21 protein-coding genes are annotated in these 19,623 nt (G+C 41.0%); 13 read left to right on the top strand and 8 right to left on the bottom strand.

From position 1 onward, the window contains the following. Positions 1-415: 415 nt before the first annotated feature. From aspA to BUB11_RS04050, 5 genes are all read left to right on the top strand, one after another. Entirely contained in the window at positions 416-1,819 is a 1,404-nt protein-coding gene (gene aspA, locus BUB11_RS04030; protein WP_073028039.1) for an aspartate ammonia-lyase, read from the top strand. Between the two features lie 240 nt (positions 1,820-2,059). After that, positions 2,060-2,479 (top strand): hypothetical protein, encoded by a 420-nt coding sequence (locus tag BUB11_RS04035; protein WP_073028041.1) that lies wholly within the window; start codon positions 2,060-2,062, stop codon positions 2,477-2,479. 222 nt (positions 2,480-2,701) lie between these two features. Then, a complete protein-coding gene (locus tag BUB11_RS04040) occupies positions 2,702-2,887 on the top strand; it encodes a hypothetical protein (RefSeq protein ID WP_073028042.1) in 186 nt (61 codons plus the stop codon). A gap of 208 nt (positions 2,888-3,095) precedes the next feature. Then, entirely contained in the window at positions 3,096-3,464 is a 369-nt protein-coding gene (locus tag BUB11_RS04045; protein WP_073028044.1) for a BlaI/MecI/CopY family transcriptional regulator, read from the top strand. Positions 3,465-3,484: 20 nt separating this feature from the next. Then, positions 3,485-5,443 (top strand): M56 family metallopeptidase, encoded by a 1,959-nt coding sequence (locus BUB11_RS04050; RefSeq protein ID WP_073028045.1) that lies wholly within the window; start codon positions 3,485-3,487, stop codon positions 5,441-5,443. 544 nt (positions 5,444-5,987) lie between these two features. On the opposite strand, the gene BUB11_RS04055 is transcribed toward BUB11_RS04050, so the two are convergent. The 6 genes from BUB11_RS04055 to BUB11_RS04080 all read right to left on the bottom strand — a co-directional run bounded on the left by BUB11_RS04055 (position 5,988) and on the right by BUB11_RS04080 (position 9,777). Next, entirely contained in the window at positions 5,988-6,305 is a 318-nt protein-coding gene (locus BUB11_RS04055) for a helix-turn-helix domain-containing protein (RefSeq protein ID WP_073028047.1), read from the bottom strand. Between the two features lie 20 nt (positions 6,306-6,325). Then, the gene (locus BUB11_RS04060; protein WP_073028049.1) at positions 6,326-6,676 is read right to left on the bottom strand and encodes a type II toxin-antitoxin system RelE/ParE family toxin; all 351 of its coding nucleotides are present in this window, start codon (positions 6,674-6,676) and stop codon (positions 6,326-6,328) included. A 919-nt stretch (positions 6,677-7,595) separates the two neighbouring features. Next, on the bottom strand, positions 7,596-7,811 hold the full coding sequence (locus BUB11_RS28685) for a transposase domain-containing protein (protein WP_143187543.1): 216 nt from the start codon (positions 7,809-7,811) through the stop codon (positions 7,596-7,598). A gap of 111 nt (positions 7,812-7,922) precedes the next feature. Continuing rightward, the gene (locus BUB11_RS04070; protein WP_073028051.1) at positions 7,923-8,597 is read right to left on the bottom strand and encodes a hypothetical protein; all 675 of its coding nucleotides are present in this window, start codon (positions 8,595-8,597) and stop codon (positions 7,923-7,925) included. A gap of 4 nt (positions 8,598-8,601) precedes the next feature. After that, the gene (locus tag BUB11_RS04075; protein ID WP_073028053.1) at positions 8,602-9,342 is read right to left on the bottom strand and encodes a type II TA system antitoxin MqsA family protein; all 741 of its coding nucleotides are present in this window, start codon (positions 9,340-9,342) and stop codon (positions 8,602-8,604) included. 96 nt (positions 9,343-9,438) lie between these two features. After that, complete coding sequence (locus tag BUB11_RS04080; RefSeq protein ID WP_073028054.1) at positions 9,439-9,777, bottom strand: type II toxin-antitoxin system MqsR family toxin; 339 nt, start codon at positions 9,775-9,777, stop codon at positions 9,439-9,441. Between the two features lie 1,056 nt (positions 9,778-10,833). On the opposite strand from BUB11_RS04080, the gene BUB11_RS04085 reads away from it, so the two are divergent. After that, positions 10,834-11,127, top strand: a complete 294-nt coding sequence (locus BUB11_RS04085) for a hypothetical protein (RefSeq protein WP_073028056.1) — start codon at positions 10,834-10,836, stop codon at positions 11,125-11,127. Between the two features lie 498 nt (positions 11,128-11,625). Here BUB11_RS04085 and BUB11_RS04090 read toward each other — a convergent pair whose 3' ends face one another. Next, positions 11,626-12,165 (bottom strand): nitroreductase family protein, encoded by a 540-nt coding sequence (locus BUB11_RS04090; RefSeq protein WP_073028057.1) that lies wholly within the window; start codon positions 12,163-12,165, stop codon positions 11,626-11,628. Between the two features lie 464 nt (positions 12,166-12,629). Here BUB11_RS04090 and BUB11_RS04095 point away from each other — a divergent pair, with 464 nt between their 5' ends. The 6 genes from BUB11_RS04095 to mreD all read left to right on the top strand — a co-directional run bounded on the left by BUB11_RS04095 (position 12,630) and on the right by mreD (position 16,956). Then, positions 12,630-12,893, top strand: a complete 264-nt coding sequence (locus BUB11_RS04095; protein ID WP_073028211.1) for a DUF4321 domain-containing protein — start codon at positions 12,630-12,632, stop codon at positions 12,891-12,893. Position 12,894: 1 nt separating this feature from the next. After that, positions 12,895-13,551 carry a Maf family protein gene (locus BUB11_RS04100; RefSeq protein WP_073028059.1) on the top strand — a complete coding sequence of 219 codons (657 nt, stop codon included), beginning with the start codon at positions 12,895-12,897 and terminating at the stop codon, positions 13,549-13,551. Continuing rightward, a complete protein-coding gene (gene radC / locus BUB11_RS04105; RefSeq protein ID WP_073028061.1) occupies positions 13,502-14,185 on the top strand; it encodes a RadC family protein in 684 nt (227 codons plus the stop codon). The genes BUB11_RS04100 and radC overlap by 50 nt, the downstream gene beginning before the upstream one ends. 349 nt (positions 14,186-14,534) lie before the next feature. Next, complete coding sequence (locus tag BUB11_RS04110) at positions 14,535-15,560, top strand: rod shape-determining protein (RefSeq protein ID WP_073028062.1); 1,026 nt, start codon at positions 14,535-14,537, stop codon at positions 15,558-15,560. A gap of 21 nt (positions 15,561-15,581) precedes the next feature. Then, positions 15,582-16,448, top strand: a complete 867-nt coding sequence (mreC, locus tag BUB11_RS04115; RefSeq protein WP_073028064.1) for a rod shape-determining protein MreC — start codon at positions 15,582-15,584, stop codon at positions 16,446-16,448. 1 nt (position 16,449) lies between these two features. Next, positions 16,450-16,956 carry a rod shape-determining protein MreD gene (gene mreD / locus BUB11_RS04120; RefSeq protein ID WP_073028213.1) on the top strand — a complete coding sequence of 169 codons (507 nt, stop codon included), beginning with the start codon at positions 16,450-16,452 and terminating at the stop codon, positions 16,954-16,956. 81 nt (positions 16,957-17,037) lie between these two features. Here the strand turns inward: mreD and BUB11_RS26835 are convergent, their stop codons facing one another. Beyond that, positions 17,038-17,304, bottom strand: a complete 267-nt coding sequence (locus BUB11_RS26835; RefSeq protein ID WP_143187533.1) for a hypothetical protein — start codon at positions 17,302-17,304, stop codon at positions 17,038-17,040. A 149-nt stretch (positions 17,305-17,453) separates the two neighbouring features. Here BUB11_RS26835 and mrdA point away from each other — a divergent pair, with 149 nt between their 5' ends. Further along, positions 17,454-19,574, top strand: a complete 2,121-nt coding sequence (gene mrdA, locus BUB11_RS04125; protein WP_073028066.1) for a penicillin-binding protein 2 — start codon at positions 17,454-17,456, stop codon at positions 19,572-19,574. Positions 19,575-19,623: the final 49 nt, after the last annotated feature.

A 19,623-nucleotide genomic window follows, 5' to 3' on the forward strand; every position in this document is an offset into this window, starting at 1 on the left:
TTGGGTCGGGGGGGACGTGGGAGCACGGTTGTTGCGTTCCTCGTTTGTCCTGGTGAGGGTCGCGTCAACACTTGCTTGGCCGTGCGGTCGTCGTGCCAAACTAGGGCTTTAATCCGTTATGAAAGCGGCAGGGTTCCCGGCCAATGCGACGTCCCTGTCGCATGGCCGGCGGAAAACGTCCGACGACCATGGATGGTCTAGTGTCCCTGTAGCCAAGGATGGCGGGAAGGGACCTTGTTTCCCGCCCTGCTGGATGAAAGCGGATTAAAGCCGAGTTTGGCTACGAATCTCGCAGAGGCGTCGCTGCGTGTGAACGCGACCCTCTTGGGTCAGGGGGAATCGTGGGAGCACGGTTGTTGGGATCGTGTGAGTGCGACCTCTTTTAAGACGAAAATTTGTAGGGGAGATATGAGATATGCGGCAAGAGAAGGATTTGATTGGAGTTCATGAAGTCCCGGATGACGTGTATTATGGTATTCAAACACTCCGTGCCACGGAGAATTTCCCTATTACCGGATATCCCCCTCATGGAGAATTGATCCGTGCTATTGGCATGGTTAAAGGTGCGGCGGCTGAAGCAAATATGCATATTGGGGCTTTGAGTCCTGGGATTGGTAAGGCTATTGTTGAAGCTTCTAAGGAATTAATTGAAGGAAAGCTTCACGAGCAATTTGTGGTGGACGTGATTCAGGGCGGGGCTGGGACGTCTATGAATATGAACGCTAATGAAGTCATTGCTAATCGGGCCATCGAGATTCTGGGCGGGAAAAAGGGTGAGTATTTCAAAGTTCACCCCAACACTCATGTAAATATGGCTCAAAGCACCAATGATGTTTTCCCCACGGCAATTCGTGTTGCTTGTTTAAATGTGGCCCATGATTTGCTCCAAGTCTTAGACAGCTTGCGTCAATCCTTTGAAGATAAGGCCCAAGAGTTTGACGGTGTCATTAAAATGGGGAGAACTCATCTTCAAGACGCTGTTCCTATTCGCTTAGGACAGGAGTTTGCAGCATATGCCCACATGTTAGGGCGGGATATTAAGAGAATTAAAGAAGCCATTCGAGCTCTTGAAGTTATAAATATGGGAGCAACGGCCGTTGGCACCGGGTTAAATGCTGATCCTCGATATATTGAGAAAGTGACAGAGCTGATGCAAGAATGGACAAGTCTGCCTTTACGTCTTGCCGAGGATCTGGTGGATGCTACTCAGAACACGGACGCATTCATGGAAGTTTCCGGATCTTTAAGGACCTTGGCGGTCAACCTTTCTAAAATAGCCAATGACCTGCGCCTGATGGCCTCCGGTCCACGAACCGGATTAAATGAATTAAATTTACCACCGATGCAACCGGGCTCTTCCATTATGCCTGGAAAGGTTAATCCGGTAATTGCTGAAGTGGTCAATCAGGTAGCTTTTCAGGTTCAAGGGAATGACTTCACCATCGGCTTAGCCTGTGGGGCAGGCCAACTTGAGCTCAATGTTATGGAACCCGTCGTCGTTTTCAATTTACTCCAATCCCTGGACATTTTGCGCAATGTGACCCGTGTTTTCCGAGACCGCTGTGTCGCAGGTATTACCGCAAATGTAGAACGTTGCAGGGCAATGGTGGAAAACAGTGTCGGACTGGTTACGGCAATTAACCCCCATGTGGGATATGAAGTGGCTTCAATCATAGCCAAAGAGGCCATTCTTTATGGGCGGCCAGTCTCGGACATTGTCTTAGAAAAAGGGATTTTAACTAAAGAGGAACTTGATTTAATTTTAAACCCATATGAGATGACCAGACCGGGAATAGCTGGGGTAGAGTTGTTGAGATAGGCAGGATGGCGTACCTATAGGGATATGCATTTATTTTCGATAGAGCTGGTATCATAGCTATAAAACACTAGAGGTTATTGCGGATTTTAACGCAATTACCTCTAGTGTTTTATATTAGCTGAGGATTAAAATCTAAAGACATTTCCTTTAAACAGATGCTATAATATGGAATATGCTTAATCTTTATGTTGATGCACACTTGTTGAAAAATGTACAGTAAAGATGATTGGCGGTTAAATTATGCAGGAAACTATTGATAACAATTTCGAATTTATACCAGAACCACATTTTGGGAAAGAATTAGTGCAATTTCTAAAACAAACTTTTAATGCTGTTGAAATTACTGAGAATTTTGAGGACCTTTCATTAAAAGAAACTGCTTTGAAGGTTGTTGCTCCAGACTGTATTAAATCTCTTCCAGTGGATTTTGTTCAAAGGTTAAAAATAGTCCGTGATATTCCTGCCGAAAAATACGGATTGCAATTTGTTGCATTGCATTTACATCAATTTAATATGGATATCAGAATTGAAGTAAAATCTGCCTCTTTTGTCGCTTCATACAAAGGTGATGATTCAACAGATGAAGTCAATCGCCGTTTTATAAATAAACTGCGTATTTGGTTAGGTATCTCTCAGAAAGACGTTCATAATTACAGTTAAGACGCATTTTTCTTATTATATGTAGTAAAAGACCTGTTCTTGATATAAAAATCAAGGTAGGTCTTTTATTGCATAGTAGACCTATACTAAACAACATAAAGGGGCAAAGAGGGACTAGATAGTCTTTTTTCTTTGCCCTCCTACTGTAAGGTATTTTAAGTTGTATACAGCCCCTTATTTTGCATTGAATATATGAGATGATTAGAAGAGGGGGAATATTTAATGTCTCAAATAGATAAGGATATTGAAAAATTGAAAGATGAGGTTATCAGGAAGATTTACCAAGTGATCAGAAGTAATTGCGAAATTAGCAAAATGGCTAATGGGCTTTGGTTGAGTACTAAAACTTTTGCCGATAAAATTATGAATAAGATTCCACGTTACCTTAAGAGATGGATCAGGTTATGAACCCATAAAAGGGGTTAACGGTGCGGTCGTGTCAACGTAAATGGGAGTTTAGCGAAGCCATAACGTTCTATATTCTTGCAACTGACACAGGAATAGGAAAGTTTTTAAATTACAGTAGTTTTTGGAATTTTCCAAGAGGCTTGACAAACAAGGCTTACAAGTGTAAGCTCTATTTGTGATAGGATTACAAATGTAGGTTGGTGAGAAAATGAAAAATATCCCACAAATAACCGATGCCGAATGGATGATAATGAAAGTATTATGGAATGCGTCTCCTTTGGGTTCCGGCGATGTTGTTAACGAGTTGAAGGGGACAACCGACTGGAAACCAAAAACCATTAAAACATTACTTAGTCGATTGGTTACAAAAAATGCCGTAGCTTATGACGTTGGAAGCCGAGGGTATTCATATTATCCCTTAGTTTCCGAAAACGAATGTGCCAAAGAAGAAGCAAGGTCATTCCTAGGTCGGGTTTATAATGGCTCTCTAAAGCTCTTTGTTAAAAACTTTATCGAAAACAAAGAGCTTTCGGCAGAAGAAATAGCAGAGCTTAAAAAACTCTTGGAAGATAAATAATCCGAAGAGGGGCGGTTTTATTGGGATTAGAGTTAGTCTTCAATTCTGTTATTAAATTGTCCATTATGGCTAGTATTTTGGCTGTCCTAATTTTACTGTTGAAATATGCGCTACGAAACAAACTGGATGCAAAGTGGCAATATGCGATCTGGATACTGCTTATAATTCGATTACTAATACCTTACGATATTCAAAGTCCTTTGAGCATTTACAGCTTATTATCTAACAATCCGGTGACAATTCCTATTGTCAATCAAATTAGGATGCCAGATATCAATGCTCAAATCAGGAATATATCCAGAAATGATATTCAGTTAACTAATAATAACTCTATTATCAACAAAGAAACCAATAGCAACTTGGAAGAACCTATTTCTCAGGATTTGTCCTATGGCAGGATATTAGCAATTATATGGTTAGTTGGGGTTTTAGTTTTAGGGATTCTGACCATTGCTATAAACCTCAGATTCTATTCCAAAATAAGACGAGACCCCCATGTAACAGACGTAAGAATGTCCAAACTCATGAAAGAGTGTACCAGTAAACTGGGTATCAGAAAAATCCTTCCGATAATAATCACGAATCGGATAGAAGCGCCTTGTCTTTACGGAATATTCAGTCCCAAACTACTTCTTTCTAAATCCCTAGTCAACCGGCTAAATGAAGAAAACATCAGACATATTTTTCTTCATGAACTATTTCATTATAAAAGAAAAGATATACTTATTAATTGGCTGGCCGTCGCCGTACAGATAGCTCATTGGTTTAATCCATTAATTTGGTATTCTTTTGCGAAAATGCGTGAAGATTGCGAGTTAGCTTGTGATGCCGATACCTTAAATTTTTTAAGTCCAGAAGAGTATCAAAGCTATGGCTTATCCATCATCAGTTTAGCAACCCATACGCAAACTCCATGGCTTCCGGGGGCAACGGGTTTCTTTGGGAACGAAAACAATTATCAAATTAAGAGGAGAATTAAAATGATTAAGTTATTTCAGAAACCCACTTTAAAATGGACATGTATTGCGGTCGTTATATTCATTAGTTTAGGTTTAATGGGTTTCACTAACTCAATATCAAACTCTAACCCTAAAACGGGAGCCAGCACTCCGATACAAACCAACCAGTCTGATCAATCTTATACTTTAGAGGATGGAAGTTTTAACTACCAAAAGTATCTCTCATTTACCCCCTTACTTCCAAGTTACACTGCGGGATATAAACTTACACATACAGAAATTAACTGTGATAACGGACATATTTACTGGGCTCAATATGGCGATTACCCGGATTCCGGATTTAGTATCTTTGAAGCATTACCCAATGCAATTAATCTTTTTAACACAGAATCGCCTAAAACTCAAATTCAAATCGGCGATTTCTTAGCAACAGCAAGCGAGGAAAAAATAGACAAAATTTCTTCAAATAGGATAAAATTCACGAAAAATAATGTGGAGTATACAGTAATGAACAACGGAGGAGCAGCAGTTTCGATTGATGAGTTAAAGAAAATCTGCGAAAGTTTAGTTGTTCCAGTGAAAACTCCACCTACAGACACTTTTATTGTCGAACGGGGTCTTACAGTATCAGATGAATTAAGTTACAAGACCATTCAACCTGGGGATTTGGTCGTTCCAAAGGGATATAAATTTATATATAAAGACTCCAATATACACATTGAAGGGGATGAAACGTCAGAAACCTGTTCCTTAGCATATGGAACAGACTATTCCCCTATTTTACATGTAACGATGAAAAATGGAGGCTCGAAACCCATGTTAACGCCAAACTCGGATTTTTATACAAAACAAATTAACGGGACTGAAGTTAAATTGCGCAAAACCCAAAATGTTAGTTTGCCAGCTGCTCAGTTTACCATCAAAAATGGTTTGCAATTTGTCATTACTCACCCGGATTTGCAGGAAAATGAGGTGGAAAAAGTAGTAACATCAATTTTACAAGCTTATACAAAACTATAACTTGATAAAATGTAGATAATAAACAGTAACACATGTCTGTTTAATCAGGCAGTCAATAATTACAGGTGCGTTGTAAGTTTAGTTTTTCCACCAAAGACCTCGGTTTATTGACGGAGGGTTCTGTTTGTAATTATTACATCATTATTAGACCTGATCATATAACAACTTAACTTCGTTAAAGACCCAGTTTGCGCATAAATTCGCAGCAGCCGATACAGGCAATGGCTTAAGATGAAATATTGGGGAGGTAGTATCTTGACTTCCATCATAGAAGGAGAACTCGCAGACGGAATTTTGTGAGTCAAATATTTGTTGATTACATGCTACTAAGGTACTATAAGGAATAAAGCTGACTTTTCTGGTTTTGAAGAGTCAACTTTATTTATTTATGATATGAATTATATTACTAACATTTGTAAATGTTTAAAGAATATTTAGGAAACCAGAAGGTTAAGGTATTTCTTCTACACCTTTTGTACCTGAAAATGACAATAAAAATGCCAGCCGTATTTTGTGGCTGGCATTTTTCTCCTTCAGTGACCCTTTATACTGCTAGACGCTCGTCCTTTTCCAGAGCTTTTTTTTTGAGCTCAATTTCAATGCCCATTCCTGATAAATATTTGAGGAAGTTTCGTAGTGTCGGAGAATGACCAACCTTTTCAAGCCTTGAAACGGCTTGCTGAGAAAGTCCGGATTCCTGAGCGATTTCGGGTTGGGTCACTCCGAGCTGCTTCCGCATTTCTACAGCCATTTTTATGAGCTCATACTCTGTCTCGATTATCGCATATTCTCTTGCAAATTCCGGATCTTCTTTTTGAAATTTCTCTGTCTCATCCTGAATATTGACCTTTACGAATGGCATTTTTTATTCCCCCTTCTAAGTTAAACGAAAATCCTCCCTAGTTCTTTTCCGATTTCCTTAGCGCGTTGTTTAGCTTTATCTATCTCGAATTTTTCAGCTTTTCCTTTTTGCTTCCGGCAAGCATGGACGATATAGAAATTGTCTACATCAGCAATGATATAAAAAAATCGGTTCTTCCTTAGGAATTTTATTTCCCAGAGCTTTTTTTCAATCTGACGTGTATCGAGGATCTCTTTTAAATAATCTAGTCCTTTTTGTTCGAGTTGCGTCATTATAAGTTGACCTTCTGCTTGTTCATCTTTCGGAAGGCTCTTTAAGTAATCAGCAATTAAGTCTTTACCTCCCAGCGTGGCATATCGGTAAACACTCATATTTTGGCCCCTTGTTACGAAAATAATACACCATATTTGATGTTTTAGTCTTAATCCCATTATAAATCAAATTTGATGTATTGCAAGGATTATTTTTTAGCCATAATTTCATCCAATTTGTCAGCTGCTTGTCGGCCAACTGATTCCAATGCATGAGCATAATGAACTATGACCCAATCTGGCGGATACATTTTTAGGCGGGACACCACTTCCTAACAAGATTGTAGCACTGCTATGCTTAAAAGTATAAAGTTATTGATGAGGATCCGGTAGTTAATTAAGCATGTATGATATGAGTGATAAAAGTTTCTGTACTCCAAGCTTCGTTTGTTGGGAGTTTAGCGAACAAATAATATTTTCAGCGACTAGTCATGGTGTTACTTATATGACCTATCGAGAAAAATAAAGGTAAACTTACCATTGGTGGCGAATGATTTTTAGGTGTTTCTATAGGAACTTACCATATATAAATAATAATGCAAAATGTAACTTGGATCATAAAATTTCCGTTTGGAAAAGATATGCTTCCACTTTATGACCTGCTATTTTGGGAAAATAACAATACAATAAGACTAACCATATAATTTGGTTAGTCTTATTTTTCACGTAAAAGAAGGGGATTCATGTTTCCTCAGACAGGGCACGTGGAGACGATAATAGTGCTATATCGGTGTTGATTGAAAGCCTTGATATGAGCGGGTTTGAGAGAGTGATTGTCTTTTTATTGTGACGGAGTGTATGGGGGAACATATTGAGCCAGATCGTTAGGTCTGGCTTTTTTGGTTTTTCTTGGATTATTTTGCTATCGTGGAAGGATATTGAATACTTCGTTTCAGAAGAGCGTAGCGCTTAATAAACGGGTGCATTGACAGTAAAACCCCAGCAATCAGCGTGCCGGGGTTTTAGGTCATCCTATCATTCAATGATTTATGTTGCGGCAGTAGTCCGGTAGCTTTTGCGACCAGGGCAAAAAGTCATCAAGAAGCGATGGATCGGTTTTAAAATCAGTCCCTGGCATTTTTCTGAAAAGGTAGAATAGATACATGTAAACATTGAGTTTGTTCGCCTTTGCCGTTTCAACAAGGCTATAAACGACTGCACTGGCTTTGGCCCCCTTAGTCGTATCACTGAACAGCCATCCTGCCTTACCATAGAAGGATCAAAATATCCATAGGTAGTTTATGGAATAGAAAACTATTCGTATTTGGAATAGTCTACCATCATTCTAATAGGGGAGAGGTCCTCTTTAATCTTCCTCTACCTCGTCATCTTCATCCGCAAAAAGCTCTTCAAGTCTATCCTGTACTTCGTCTATAATATAAAAAAGTTGAGCCTGGTGAAGTTCATAGGCATTTGTTTTTAGTAAGTCCGTGATAATTTCAACTGAGTCGGGTGACAAGTCATAATCGTTGAGTAAAATTAGTTTGAAAGTATCTGGACTGATATCCCTTCTTGCAACTTGAAATATAGTTTTGTGCAAAAAACGAAGAACTTTTTGAGCTTCCGTTTGATTTCTGAAATTCCCTGCTTTAACCACGGTATCAAATGGGTAGTGACCATATTCTCTGTAGATAAACATCTTGTGAATAATAAAATCCATTACATTTTTCAGACCATCAAGTTCCAGAGAGTTTATAATTTGGCATTCTCGTAATGGATTCAACATTGAAGAACAATATTTGAAAAAGATGTTGCCTGTTTTTTCTTCCATTCCTCCAACAGTGAGTTTTTGGAGTATAATATCTTCTTCTTGTCCTGTTGTAATTAAATTGACAATTTCATTTCTTAATGCTTTAAATGAATTAAAAGTTTCTTTTTCAGGTAAAAAAGCCTTGGAATTTATATGCTTCATGAGATCATCTTTTTGTTTGTCCTCTAATTTATTAAACCACTTGATGAGTATTTGTAGTTGCTCCGACATAGTGTCACCTCCCATTATCTAGTTGAAGAAATGTCTCGTCCCAATTACTAAACGAAGGTTCCAATTCAAATGAACGTCTGGGTTCAAACGGATTTGTCCGTACTTTGGGTAAGGCTTCAATTTGCCACTCATGATCTGGTTGTATCTTTAAACCGTGTGAGTGTGTAGCTTTTTTCGAATCTTTAAGAAGTTCATCCACTTTCCTATTTAGACGGTCAAGATTTTTTACCATGTAACCTATGATGCCGTCTTGTTGTGTTTCTGAAGGTCTATCTGACTTAATCTTATTCAGGGTTTCAACCAGAGTAGTAAACTCTTTCTCGGATAGATTGTCCTTATTTAAACTTGCCATTTTCAACATAACACTAGAGTCGTTTACCAATACTAGGATGTTGTTATGAAGAGTATCTTGAAGAGCACCGAGTTCATATCTATTAATGGTTGGTTCAGCAAAGCCAAGAGCCCTGGCAAAAGCCCTTTGGGACAGGCCATACTTTTCTCTGATAGCTTTTATCTGGTCTGTGTACAATAGTCCCTTACGCCTTCGGTACTCCTTTAATGCAAGGTCGTGATGATATTCCTCAACATCAAGATCGGAAAGCTCACATCCACATTCTGAACAGAAAGGAACATTTACTGTAACCGTAATCTCCTCACCTCTAATTGTATGACTTATTTCTGTTACCTTTGGAGTCGTAGCTCTCATCCCACGACAATCTTCGCAAAACAATTCTTTCTTTGTCATAATCTTCTTCCTTTCTTAACTTCTCCATACCTTTCATTTTTTATTTCAATTTCCACTTCTCATTACTTTATTCTAAGTACTGGAAGTAGACGAATTTTACCAATACATGTCAAGATGGAAGCTCGTCACAAAAAGGTCTTTACGTATGGGAATTTTTCTAATTTTAATTTTGATATAGATTAGATTACCCTGAATCACCTTTTTGAAAATCCACACTACTTCATTAGGATAGTTATAGTCCTGTTCTGGTCCACTGTGTAGATCATTAGAGTTTAAGTCCTTTATCTCTTGTAGCATTGCCTGAATGCTATATCCTAATTTGTCAAGAGTCTCCCGTCTTTTTCTAGTTGCTTCGGCATCATGGTTAAGAGTTATCTTTCGCTGCCCGATTAAATCACGACATTCACTCAGAAAGTCTTCAACGTTCTGGCTCAAGAGCTCACTTCCTCATACCCTTAGTATAATTAGTATAACAGAGTAAAAGAAGGTGAGCAATGACTTGCGATATTATATGATGACATTTAGAAAAAAGTGCTATCATACAATAACATTCTTCCCGGTTGTTCATTACTTATACTTGAACTACATACTTAGTAAAAGAAAAAACGATTTCAACTGTGATTACAATTACTTAATAGCCTTTAATTCTAGGCTGTTAGGGACCTATCCTTTGACTCTGAATATTTTGAAAAACGTAAAATCAGTTTTTTCTTTTTGGCTATTTTGTTAGTGGAGGGTCCGGTCCTATATACGTTCATAGTACTAATGGGAGTGTGCTTTCGTTAGGATCAGGAAGAGTCGTGTCTAAAATAGCGTGAACGTATTTTCTCTGGCATAAGCGATAGGTCATAGGGGAGGTTCTTACCAACGGGTGGCATCCCTCTATGAAAAAAGATATTCTTCCTTACGAGAATGCATTTTCATAGTTGCTTCTAATTCTTTTTATTAAATAAGATAGTATTGGATTACGTTTGAATCGGCTCATTTTTACTTATCATTGCAATAGCGTTGCAACCCACTTTTTTTACGTTGTTCCAAGGCCATTTTCTTTGGACTCAAGTGGTTATCTGTTTTCGAGGCCGCTTTTTTTAGTTTCTCCGAACCCGAGTATAGATTCTGATTGTTCGTATGTCAGTGTGACCGAGTAGCTCTTGAATGACTCTTAATCCTCGCCTTCTTTCAGGAGAATCGTAGCGAAAGTTTGGCGAAGCATAAAGTTTTACATGAGGGATCATGCATTTAATTAAGCATACCTGAAATGAGTGATAAAAGTTTCTGTACTCCAAGCTTCGTTTGTTGGGAGTTTAGCGAACAAAATAAAGTTCTAAACTGCCGTGGTTAGTGCCTCGATAATTGAGAAATAATCAGTTACTTGTGAGAGATATCCGACACAGGAGGAAATATATTACAATATGTCGAAGACATATAGGAGTAAGATATTTAATTTTCTAATAGAGTTATTTTCTTTCTGAAAAGAGAGGGTGGTTGTGTTTGAAGAAGTTCGCCAATCGTATTATTATTATCTTTACCTCCTTATTAGCTGCTTGCGAAGTTTTATTTTTAGGACTAATTTTCCTTAGTTATGCACTTAGTTCATTTTCAATCGGATTGGTTGGAATTACATCTAGTGCGCAAGTATTTCTTGAGTTCTTTTTTGTTGCAATATTTGTGGCTGTCTTATTCTATTTCATTAAGACTAAACAAAAAGGAATGATAATAACTTCTTTAATTGGTCTAGCTTCTCATGTAGCTTTATTGATGTTTATTTCTAAAAGCATTTCATAGGGAAGGCCACATCGTATAACAAAAGGCATTAACGATGATAATTAACAGTCCCCTCGTTCAAAAATGTACGAGGGGACTGTTAATTATCATTATCGGATTTTATGAGTTCAATAAGAACGTCTGGTAACATAACTTCGCTAAAGACCGATTATTCGAAACAAAAAATGTCTCTGTTAGTGTGAAAATATTGGTAGAGGTTACCCCCCCTAATAATTAGATCAATGAACGTATTTCTTATATGAAGCAAAAAAATGTTGGTCTTTAAAGATCAAACCATTTTGTAGGATACGCTGTGTACTACGTTTCGAATCGGCAGTTGTGGCAGCAGCTGCCGATTACCTTAGGGGGAGATCGTGTTAAAGGGGAATGTTTAGCTTACATTAAACTCTAAAGTTGCTACTATAAACCGTCAACGTGGCGGTTATTTTTATGGGAAATAATATTTGGGTGGTTAGATAAGCTTCACAACAGACGTATTATGCACCTCGCTCCAACCGTTTACCATTTTTCATAATGTACTAGGTCTTCGAGTTTTTTTCGGGGACGTGCTTTCGGTGTTTCAGCGGCATGACCAAGAGTGATAATGCCAACGACATATTTATCAGCAGGAATATTTAAAACTGGTCTGATTTCTTCTTGGATGAACCATGCAACCCAACAGGTACCTAGTCCTAAGTTTTCAGCTTCAAGCAGTATATGTCCTATGGAAATTGATGTATCCCTGATTATCTGCTTAAGTTCTACTAGCTGACTATTTTCATTTAACGATAGATCCACATCGTCTGCTATTCTAGAACGTATATCTGCAACACACACGATGAAAACCGGTGCGGTGAGCATCCATTTTTGGTTATTAGATACTTTAGCTAACTGATGTCTAATCAATTCCGATTTAACGACAATAAAATGCCAAGGTTGTGTATTGTCACCGGAAGGAGCCAGCCTTGCACTCTCCAGTAACTCAATTATTTTTTCATCTTCAACCGGTTCAGCAGTATATTTCCTAATACTTCTGCGCATTTTAATTTCTTTCATCATATTATTAAATTCCTTTCCTTAAGAATTGCATCAATGAATTACACAATATCCAATAAATATGTATTAAATCATAAATTAACCCATACCGTAATTATAACATGAGTTTCAATGGCAACCTATTCACTCGTCCTAACCGTTTAAATTAAACTATATAGCGGAATTGGAATTTTACTTCCAAATATCTCATTATTGAGTTAAGTTTTTGGATCTGAAAAACATCTGTGATTTTCAGATAGAATAACTAGGTAACTATACAGCAATCATCACAGATGATATCGGATTTGTATCTCGAAATGAAACCCGTTATTTATTGAATTAGGGCTGTTTCTTTCATGTTTTATATAGTGAAGAAGAACTGTGTCGAACTTGCTTAGTCATGGTGAAGATGCTACACTTATATGAAGGCTTTTTAGGAGTCAATCTTGGTTTTTACAGACTTGCTGTGTACGGAAGGGGAAAGAATTATGGCGGTTGGACGAAATTCCTCAGGGGCAGGAAGAACCGTCTTGCTTATTATGATTGGAGCGGCCCTGGGGACTTTAGTTGGTTTTGGCTTAGAAAAATACGGTATTCTTGCTCCGTTTTTACGGCCGGCGGTCATCGATATACCCTCTCATACATATGTGGATTTCTTTTTTCTCTCGCTCTCTTTTGGTTGTCGTATAAGTATTACAATTGCAACCCTTTTGGGAGCTGTGGGAGGTTATTTGCTGTCAAGGAAGGTGTAACATGCTCGTGCTTGCTTCTTCATCTCCTCGCAGGGCGTCATTGCTTCGTGAGAGAGGGTACGTTTTTGAAAGGGTTAAGGCTTCTGTTTCAGAAGAATTGGCGGAAGGGATTCCTCCCGAGATCGGGGTCAGACAGTTGGCAGTACGCAAGGCCGAAGCGGGTTTAGCAGAGTGGTTAGAGCTTGGCGGAAACAAACTGGACCTTGTGCTGGGAGCGGATACCATGGTAGTCCTGGACTCCACCATTTTAGGGAAACCAGCTTCACCCTTGGAAGCAGAAGAAATTCTTCAAAGGCTAAGCGGCCGTACTCACGCTGTTCTAACCGGCGTCGCATTAATCTCCGGATCGGGGAAAATTGTTGCGGATGTGGTGGAAACCATTGTAAACTTTCGCCGACTTGGAGCGGATGAAATAAAGGAATATGTTGCTACCGGAGAACCGATGGATAAAGCAGGAGCTTATGGGATTCAGGGGGAAGCTAAAAAATTTGTTACGGCCATTCAAGGGTCCTTGACAAACGTCATTGGCTTACCCATGGAATATCTCTCGGAACAGCTTAGGGCGTGGGGGATTGAGCAGACAAACATCGCTTCACGTGAGGTGGATAATGGACTATCGGCGTTTGAAGGATTTACCGGAGGAACTTCTGCCCCGTGAGCGACTTTATCAATTAGGTCCTGAAGCCTTATCGAATCACGAAGTTCTGGCTATTCTTTTACGGACCGGTATCAAGGGTGAAAATGTCTTGACCTTAGCGGAACGCATCTTGGTATGTGTGGGTGGACTTTCGGGTTTAGGAAAGCTGACTGTTCATGAGTTAGCCCAAATACATGGCTTAGGTAAGGCCAAATCCGCAGAAGTGAAGGCTGCCTTGGAATTAGGGCGTCGTTCAGTTTCCGTGGATCCCATGTCCAGACCGGTAGTCAACTCTCCTCAGGATGTGGCCCATATCGTTATGGAAGAAATGCGGTTCCTTGATCGTGAGCATTTTCGAGTTGTTTCTCTATCGACAAAGAATCATGTTTTAGGGATCAGCCCAGTCTCAGTAGGTTCCCTCAATTCATCCTTGGTACACCCGCGGGAATGTTTTAAAGAAGCAATACGGCGAAATTCTAACGCCATTATTTTATTGCACAACCATCCCAGTGGGGATCCAACCCCCAGTCAGGAAGACATTGAGGTAACTCGTCGCCTGTCAGATGGAGGGAAGATTCTCGGGATTGAAGTTTTAGACCACGTGATTATCGGGGATAATCGTTTTATCAGCTTGAAGGAACGCGGAATCCTATGATCGAGGAGATCGAGGAGATCGAGGAGATCGAGGAGATCGAGGTTCGAGGTTCGATATTCGTGGTTCGAATGTGAATTCGATTCTGCGAATCGAAGAACGGAATAGACTTTCTGGCTTTTAATGAATGTCCGGGATGTATTGTTACGGAATTATGTTCGTCTTAGTTTGAACTGCGAGCTGTACTGTAAGCAAACAAACTACGAATTACGAATTACGAACTACGAACTACGAATTACGAATTACGAGCTACAAGCCACGAACTACGAGCTGCGAACTACAGAAATACGAAAATAAAACTAAGAGTTGCGAATATATCGAACCTCGAATTTGGAAGGAGATTAACAAAACCATGGCGTTTTTCAACTTTTTTAGCAGGGATTTAGGAATAGATTTAGGAACAGCAAATACAGTGGTTCATGTAAAGGGAAAAGGGATTGTTGTACGGGAACCCTCCGTAGTGGCAATGGATATCACTACAAAAACTCCTATGGCTGTGGGGGATAAAGCTAAGGAAATGATCGGTCGGACTCCAAGTAATATCGTAGCAATTCGTCCCTTGAAGGATGGAGTCATCTCTGATTTTAACGTCACCCAGAAAATGCTCAAATATTTTATCAGCCGAGCCTTAGGGACAGAGCACCCATATATTCGTCCCCGGGTTGTTATCTGCGTACCTTCCGGAGTTACCCCCGTTGAAGAACGGGCAGTTAAAGAGGCGGCTATGGCGGCAGGTGCAAAAGATCCCATAATTTTAGAAGAGCCCATGGCGGCTGCGATTGGGGCAGGACTCCCAGTCAGTGAACCCACAGGAAACATGATCGTCGATATTGGCGGAGGGACAACAGAAGTTGCTGTAATTTCCTTAGGCGGAATCGTGACAAGCCGGTCAATTCGTGTAGCGGGAGATGAAATGGACGATGCCATCATCGCTCATATTAAACGACGCTATAATTTAATGATTGGTTATCGCACGGCTGAAACCCTCAAATTTGAAATCGGATATGCCTACAAAGCCGAAAAAGGAATGTACACAGTACGTGGACGGGATCTATTGACGGGACTTCCTAAGACCATTGATGTAACCTCGGAAGAGATCCAAGAAGCCTTACAAGAACCGGTAATGGCAATTGTGGATGCGGTTAAATCCTGTTTAGAAAAGACTCCGCCGGAATTATCATCGGACATTATGGATCGCGGCATTATGATGGCAGGTGGCGGCTCGTTACTGCGCAACCTGGATCGACTGATTTCAGAGGAAACGGGTATTGCGGTGCACATAGCGGAGGACCCATTGTCCTGTGTCGCTATTGGGACAGGAAATGTATTGGAACATGCAGAAATCCTTCGTAGAATTGCCGCCTCGCAAAAGAGCTAAAAAGAGCGGGGAGGATTTGTGGTGAGGAAAAAGCGAGTCAATGTAACGGGAATTGCGGTTCTCGTTTTCTTTCTATTATTAGGAGTGCTGATAGCGATTCGGTTTACGGGACTGGAAAGTAATTTTTCTAACCCTATTGGTGGAGTCATGCAACGTGTTTTAAGCCCTTTAGAACAACCAATTCTTCAGATTGGGAATGGGATCAAGAATCATACGCGGGCATTCTGGGGCTTCACTGAGGTATCCCGTCAAAACGAAGAACTGCTCAAGAAAGTTGACCAGCTTACAGGAGATAATCTTAAGCTGAAAACAGAAATCTTGGCCGGGATGCGATATAATGAGCTTGATCAGGGTCAGTTTCGCAGTCCAACCCTGGAAAAGTTTGAAAAGGTTGGGGCTTCCGTAGTTAATCGCAACCCGACGACTTGGTACCGGACGTTAACCTTAAATCGCGGAAGTCAGGACGGGATCGTGGCCAATGCCCCAGTTATCGGAGACTTAGGGCTGATAGGAAAAATTGTGTCCGTTACTCAAACCACGTCTGAAGTCCTCTTAATCCTCGATGGAGAGGGGCAGGTCAGTGCCTCGGTGCGTGGGAGCACTGGGAACAGTACCTTTGGCATTGTGCAAGGGAACTATCAACGCGGCTCCCGTCTGACAGCGGAAGGGAATTTACAAATGCTTTTTCGCAGAGAGGACAGCATTAATGTAGGAGACTTAGTATTTACCTCCGGCATGGGCGGAGTTTACCCTAAAGATGTTCCCATCGGGCAAGTTAAGGAAATTCAATTAGACCCTTCCGGTTTGCTTAAGACTGCTTATATTCAACCACTCGTCGACTTTGACTCCTTAGAAGAGGTATATATCGTTAAAATGGTTGGTGGATAATGTGCGTTATGTTTTAATTGCGGTTATGTTTCTCTTAAGCCTGATTTTGCCGGGCACACTTTTTCACTTTTGGTCTTGGTCAGGGATCAAACCAGATTTGCTCATGCTTTTAACCATGTATATAGCCATGCATCACAGACTTCGTTCAGGTTTAATTTGGGGTCTGGTTGCGGGTTTCTTAGAAGATCTTTATTTGGGGCGTTACATTGGAATGTATACTCTCACCCTCGTCGTGGTCGCTTTTTTAAGCTATTGGTTAGCAGAACGCTGGTATCGAGAAAATTTTCTTTTAACGACCTTTATGGTATTCATTGTCACCTCAGTGGGACAATTGTTAGTTGCTTTTTTGAGTTTAGGTGCCGGACTTCATTGGACGCTGGGGGATATGGGCCGATTGGTAATCGGGGTTTCCTTGTATAACGCCATCCTGGTTCCCCTAACCTATCCTTTGATTCATCAGTCCTTCGTTCGCGGCTGGCTGCGTTATCGACCGAGATATGAACGCTAGTGCGTTCATATCTCGAAGTTCGATATTCGAGGTTCGAAATTGATGAGAACAAGTTCGCAGGAGATTAGTGAACTCATTCAGCTAAAGCTGAACATCGAGACTTCGGTGGCGTAAGTCTCCTGTACGATAGTCTCTGGTGGAGAGTATCGCCGAAAGCGCACGGCCCGTAACGAATACAATTGCGCTGCGGATAGACTTAGGCCGAAGGTGCAGATCCACAGACGAATAACGATGGAGTTTAGCTCCTTCGCGCCAAGTGTTCCTATTGGGAAAGGCGCTCGGCGATACTCTATCCGACCCTATTGAAAACATCCCCTTGCTTCCCAAAACTTCGCTCGAATTTATCATTAAGCACCAACCTGTTAACCCCACGATTGAGCTCGAACATCTATTCCGATTCTTCGATTCGTAGAATCGAATTCACAATTCGAACTACGAATATCGAACCACGAACCACGATATGGACCACGAACATCGATAAAGAGGAGGTTTGCTCATTGGATGATAGAGAACGAAAACCTTTTACCTATCGAATCTGGGGCTTGAGCGCCGTAGTTGTGCTTATTTTTTTAATTCTAAGCTTTAACCTATGGCGCTTACAGATTGCCCAAGGTTCTTATTATTCTGCCATGGCCAAAGGAAACGTCATGAAGTTGGTCAAGGTGCCTCCTACAAGGGGAGATATTGTGGACAGAAATGGAAAGCTTTTGGTAACGAGTATTCCTGAGTTCGTTGTCCACTTGAATTGGATGGATTTGCAACAGGCAAAAGGCAGTGAATGGAAAGAAGTTGTCCAACGATTAGCATTTTACATCCAGCCGGAATGGCCGAATGCCAATCAAACCGTCGAGTCAATTGCTGAAGATATTTTCGCCAATATTCAGAATCACCAATGGGAACGCTATCGCCCCGTCATTATTCTCGATGAGATTTCCCCCGAGCTCCAGGCCGTTATTGCCGAACACCAGGAGGAGCTCCCCGGCGTGAGTGTGGATGCAATTCCCGTTCGTTCCTACCCGGAAAAAACCTTAATTGGTCAGCTCCTGGGGTATGTTCGAGAAATTTCGGATACAGAAATTACTCAGTTTAATAAAAACACAGATGCCCAAGAGGCCGGTTTTGAGTACGCACAGGGGGACATGGTCGGCAAAATGGGGGTTGAAAAATCCTATGACTTTTGGCTGCGAGGGAAGGAAGGGGTTCAACAAGTTGAAGTTGATAATAACGCCCGTCCTGTTTCCAAACAATTGATCCAAGCAGCGGAAGCGGGAAAGACGGTTCAACTGACCCTTGATGCAGACCTGCAAAAGACCGTGGATGATACCCTTGATCAGGTGATACTGGATATTCAAAAGCAAAACCCGGCTGCCCATGCGGGAGCAGCTGTCGTAATGGATGTCAATACCGGCAAGATCCTAGCCATGACGTCTCGTCCGGCAATGGATCCCAATGACTTGATCGGCATTATATCCGAACAAATGGCTGATAAGTATTGGCCCCAAGATCCCAAACGTGCCTCAGAAGCAGCTTCTCTAAATCGGGCGTTGACCGGTTTATATCCACCGGGATCCACCTTTAAAATGATCACAGCTATGTCGGCTTTGCAACTGAAACAAACCACGCCCTATGAGCAGATTGATGACAGACTTTCCTCTTTAGGTGGCCTTGGCGCTCAGCAACAAGGGATTGAGGAATGGGGCGGCAATTACTTCGGACTTGTCAACCTTTATCGAGCCATGGCTAAATCCTCAAATATTTACTTTGAAATCATGGGTCGCCGAGTTTTTGATTCTAATCCGGAAACCATCGGACAGATCGCCCGGGAATTTGGTTTGGGTATTGAAAGCGGGATTGATTTGCCCGGAGAATCTAAAGGAATTTCACCTTCAGCCGAATGGAAGAAAAGTTATTTCACAAATATCTATGACAATGCCCGTGAGTCACGTGATTCATCCCTGGCGAAGATTGAAAGCGATTACGCTCCCAAACTTGAACAAGCATCCGATGAGACAGCACGGGTGCAAATTCAAAAGGAGAAAGACGCAGAAATCAAAAGAGTTAATGATTTGTACAAAGCAAGAACGAGCGAACCACTTGAGTGGCGGCCCTATGACAGTTACAACAATTCTATCGGTCAAGGGTATAACGCCTACACTCCCTTGCAATTAGCCAACTATGTGGCAACCATAGTAAACGGAGGCAAGCATTATCGTCCCTTTGTAGTGGAAAAACTCTTGGATCCGCTGACAGGGGAGACAGTTCAACAATATGAACCTAAGGTTCTCAATACGGTCTCGGTTTCTCCTGAAGTCTTAGATCAGGTTAAACAGGCGATGCGTGCTGTAACCACCGGAGAAGGAACCGCCAACTGGCTCTTCGCAGATGTACCGGAATTCACAGGCGGAGGGAAAACAGGAACCGCCCAGATCGGCTCGAAAGACACCATCTCCGGAGAAATATACAACGGGGTCTTTGTCGCCTTTGCTCCTTATGATAATCCACAGGTTGCCTTCGCAGGGGTCGTTGAATTTGGAGGACACGGCGGAGAAACAGCAGGTCTCGTCGCCAAGGCGGCTTTTATGAAATATTTTGGTTGGAAGAACACGAATGGAGGCTGAAAAACGAGGAAATTTATCCTCGTTTTTTTCATTTGGATAAAGGGAATTT

Source organism: Desulfosporosinus lacus DSM 15449 (assembly GCF_900129935.1).
Classification (GTDB): domain Bacteria; phylum Bacillota; class Desulfitobacteriia; order Desulfitobacteriales; family Desulfitobacteriaceae; genus Desulfosporosinus; species Desulfosporosinus lacus.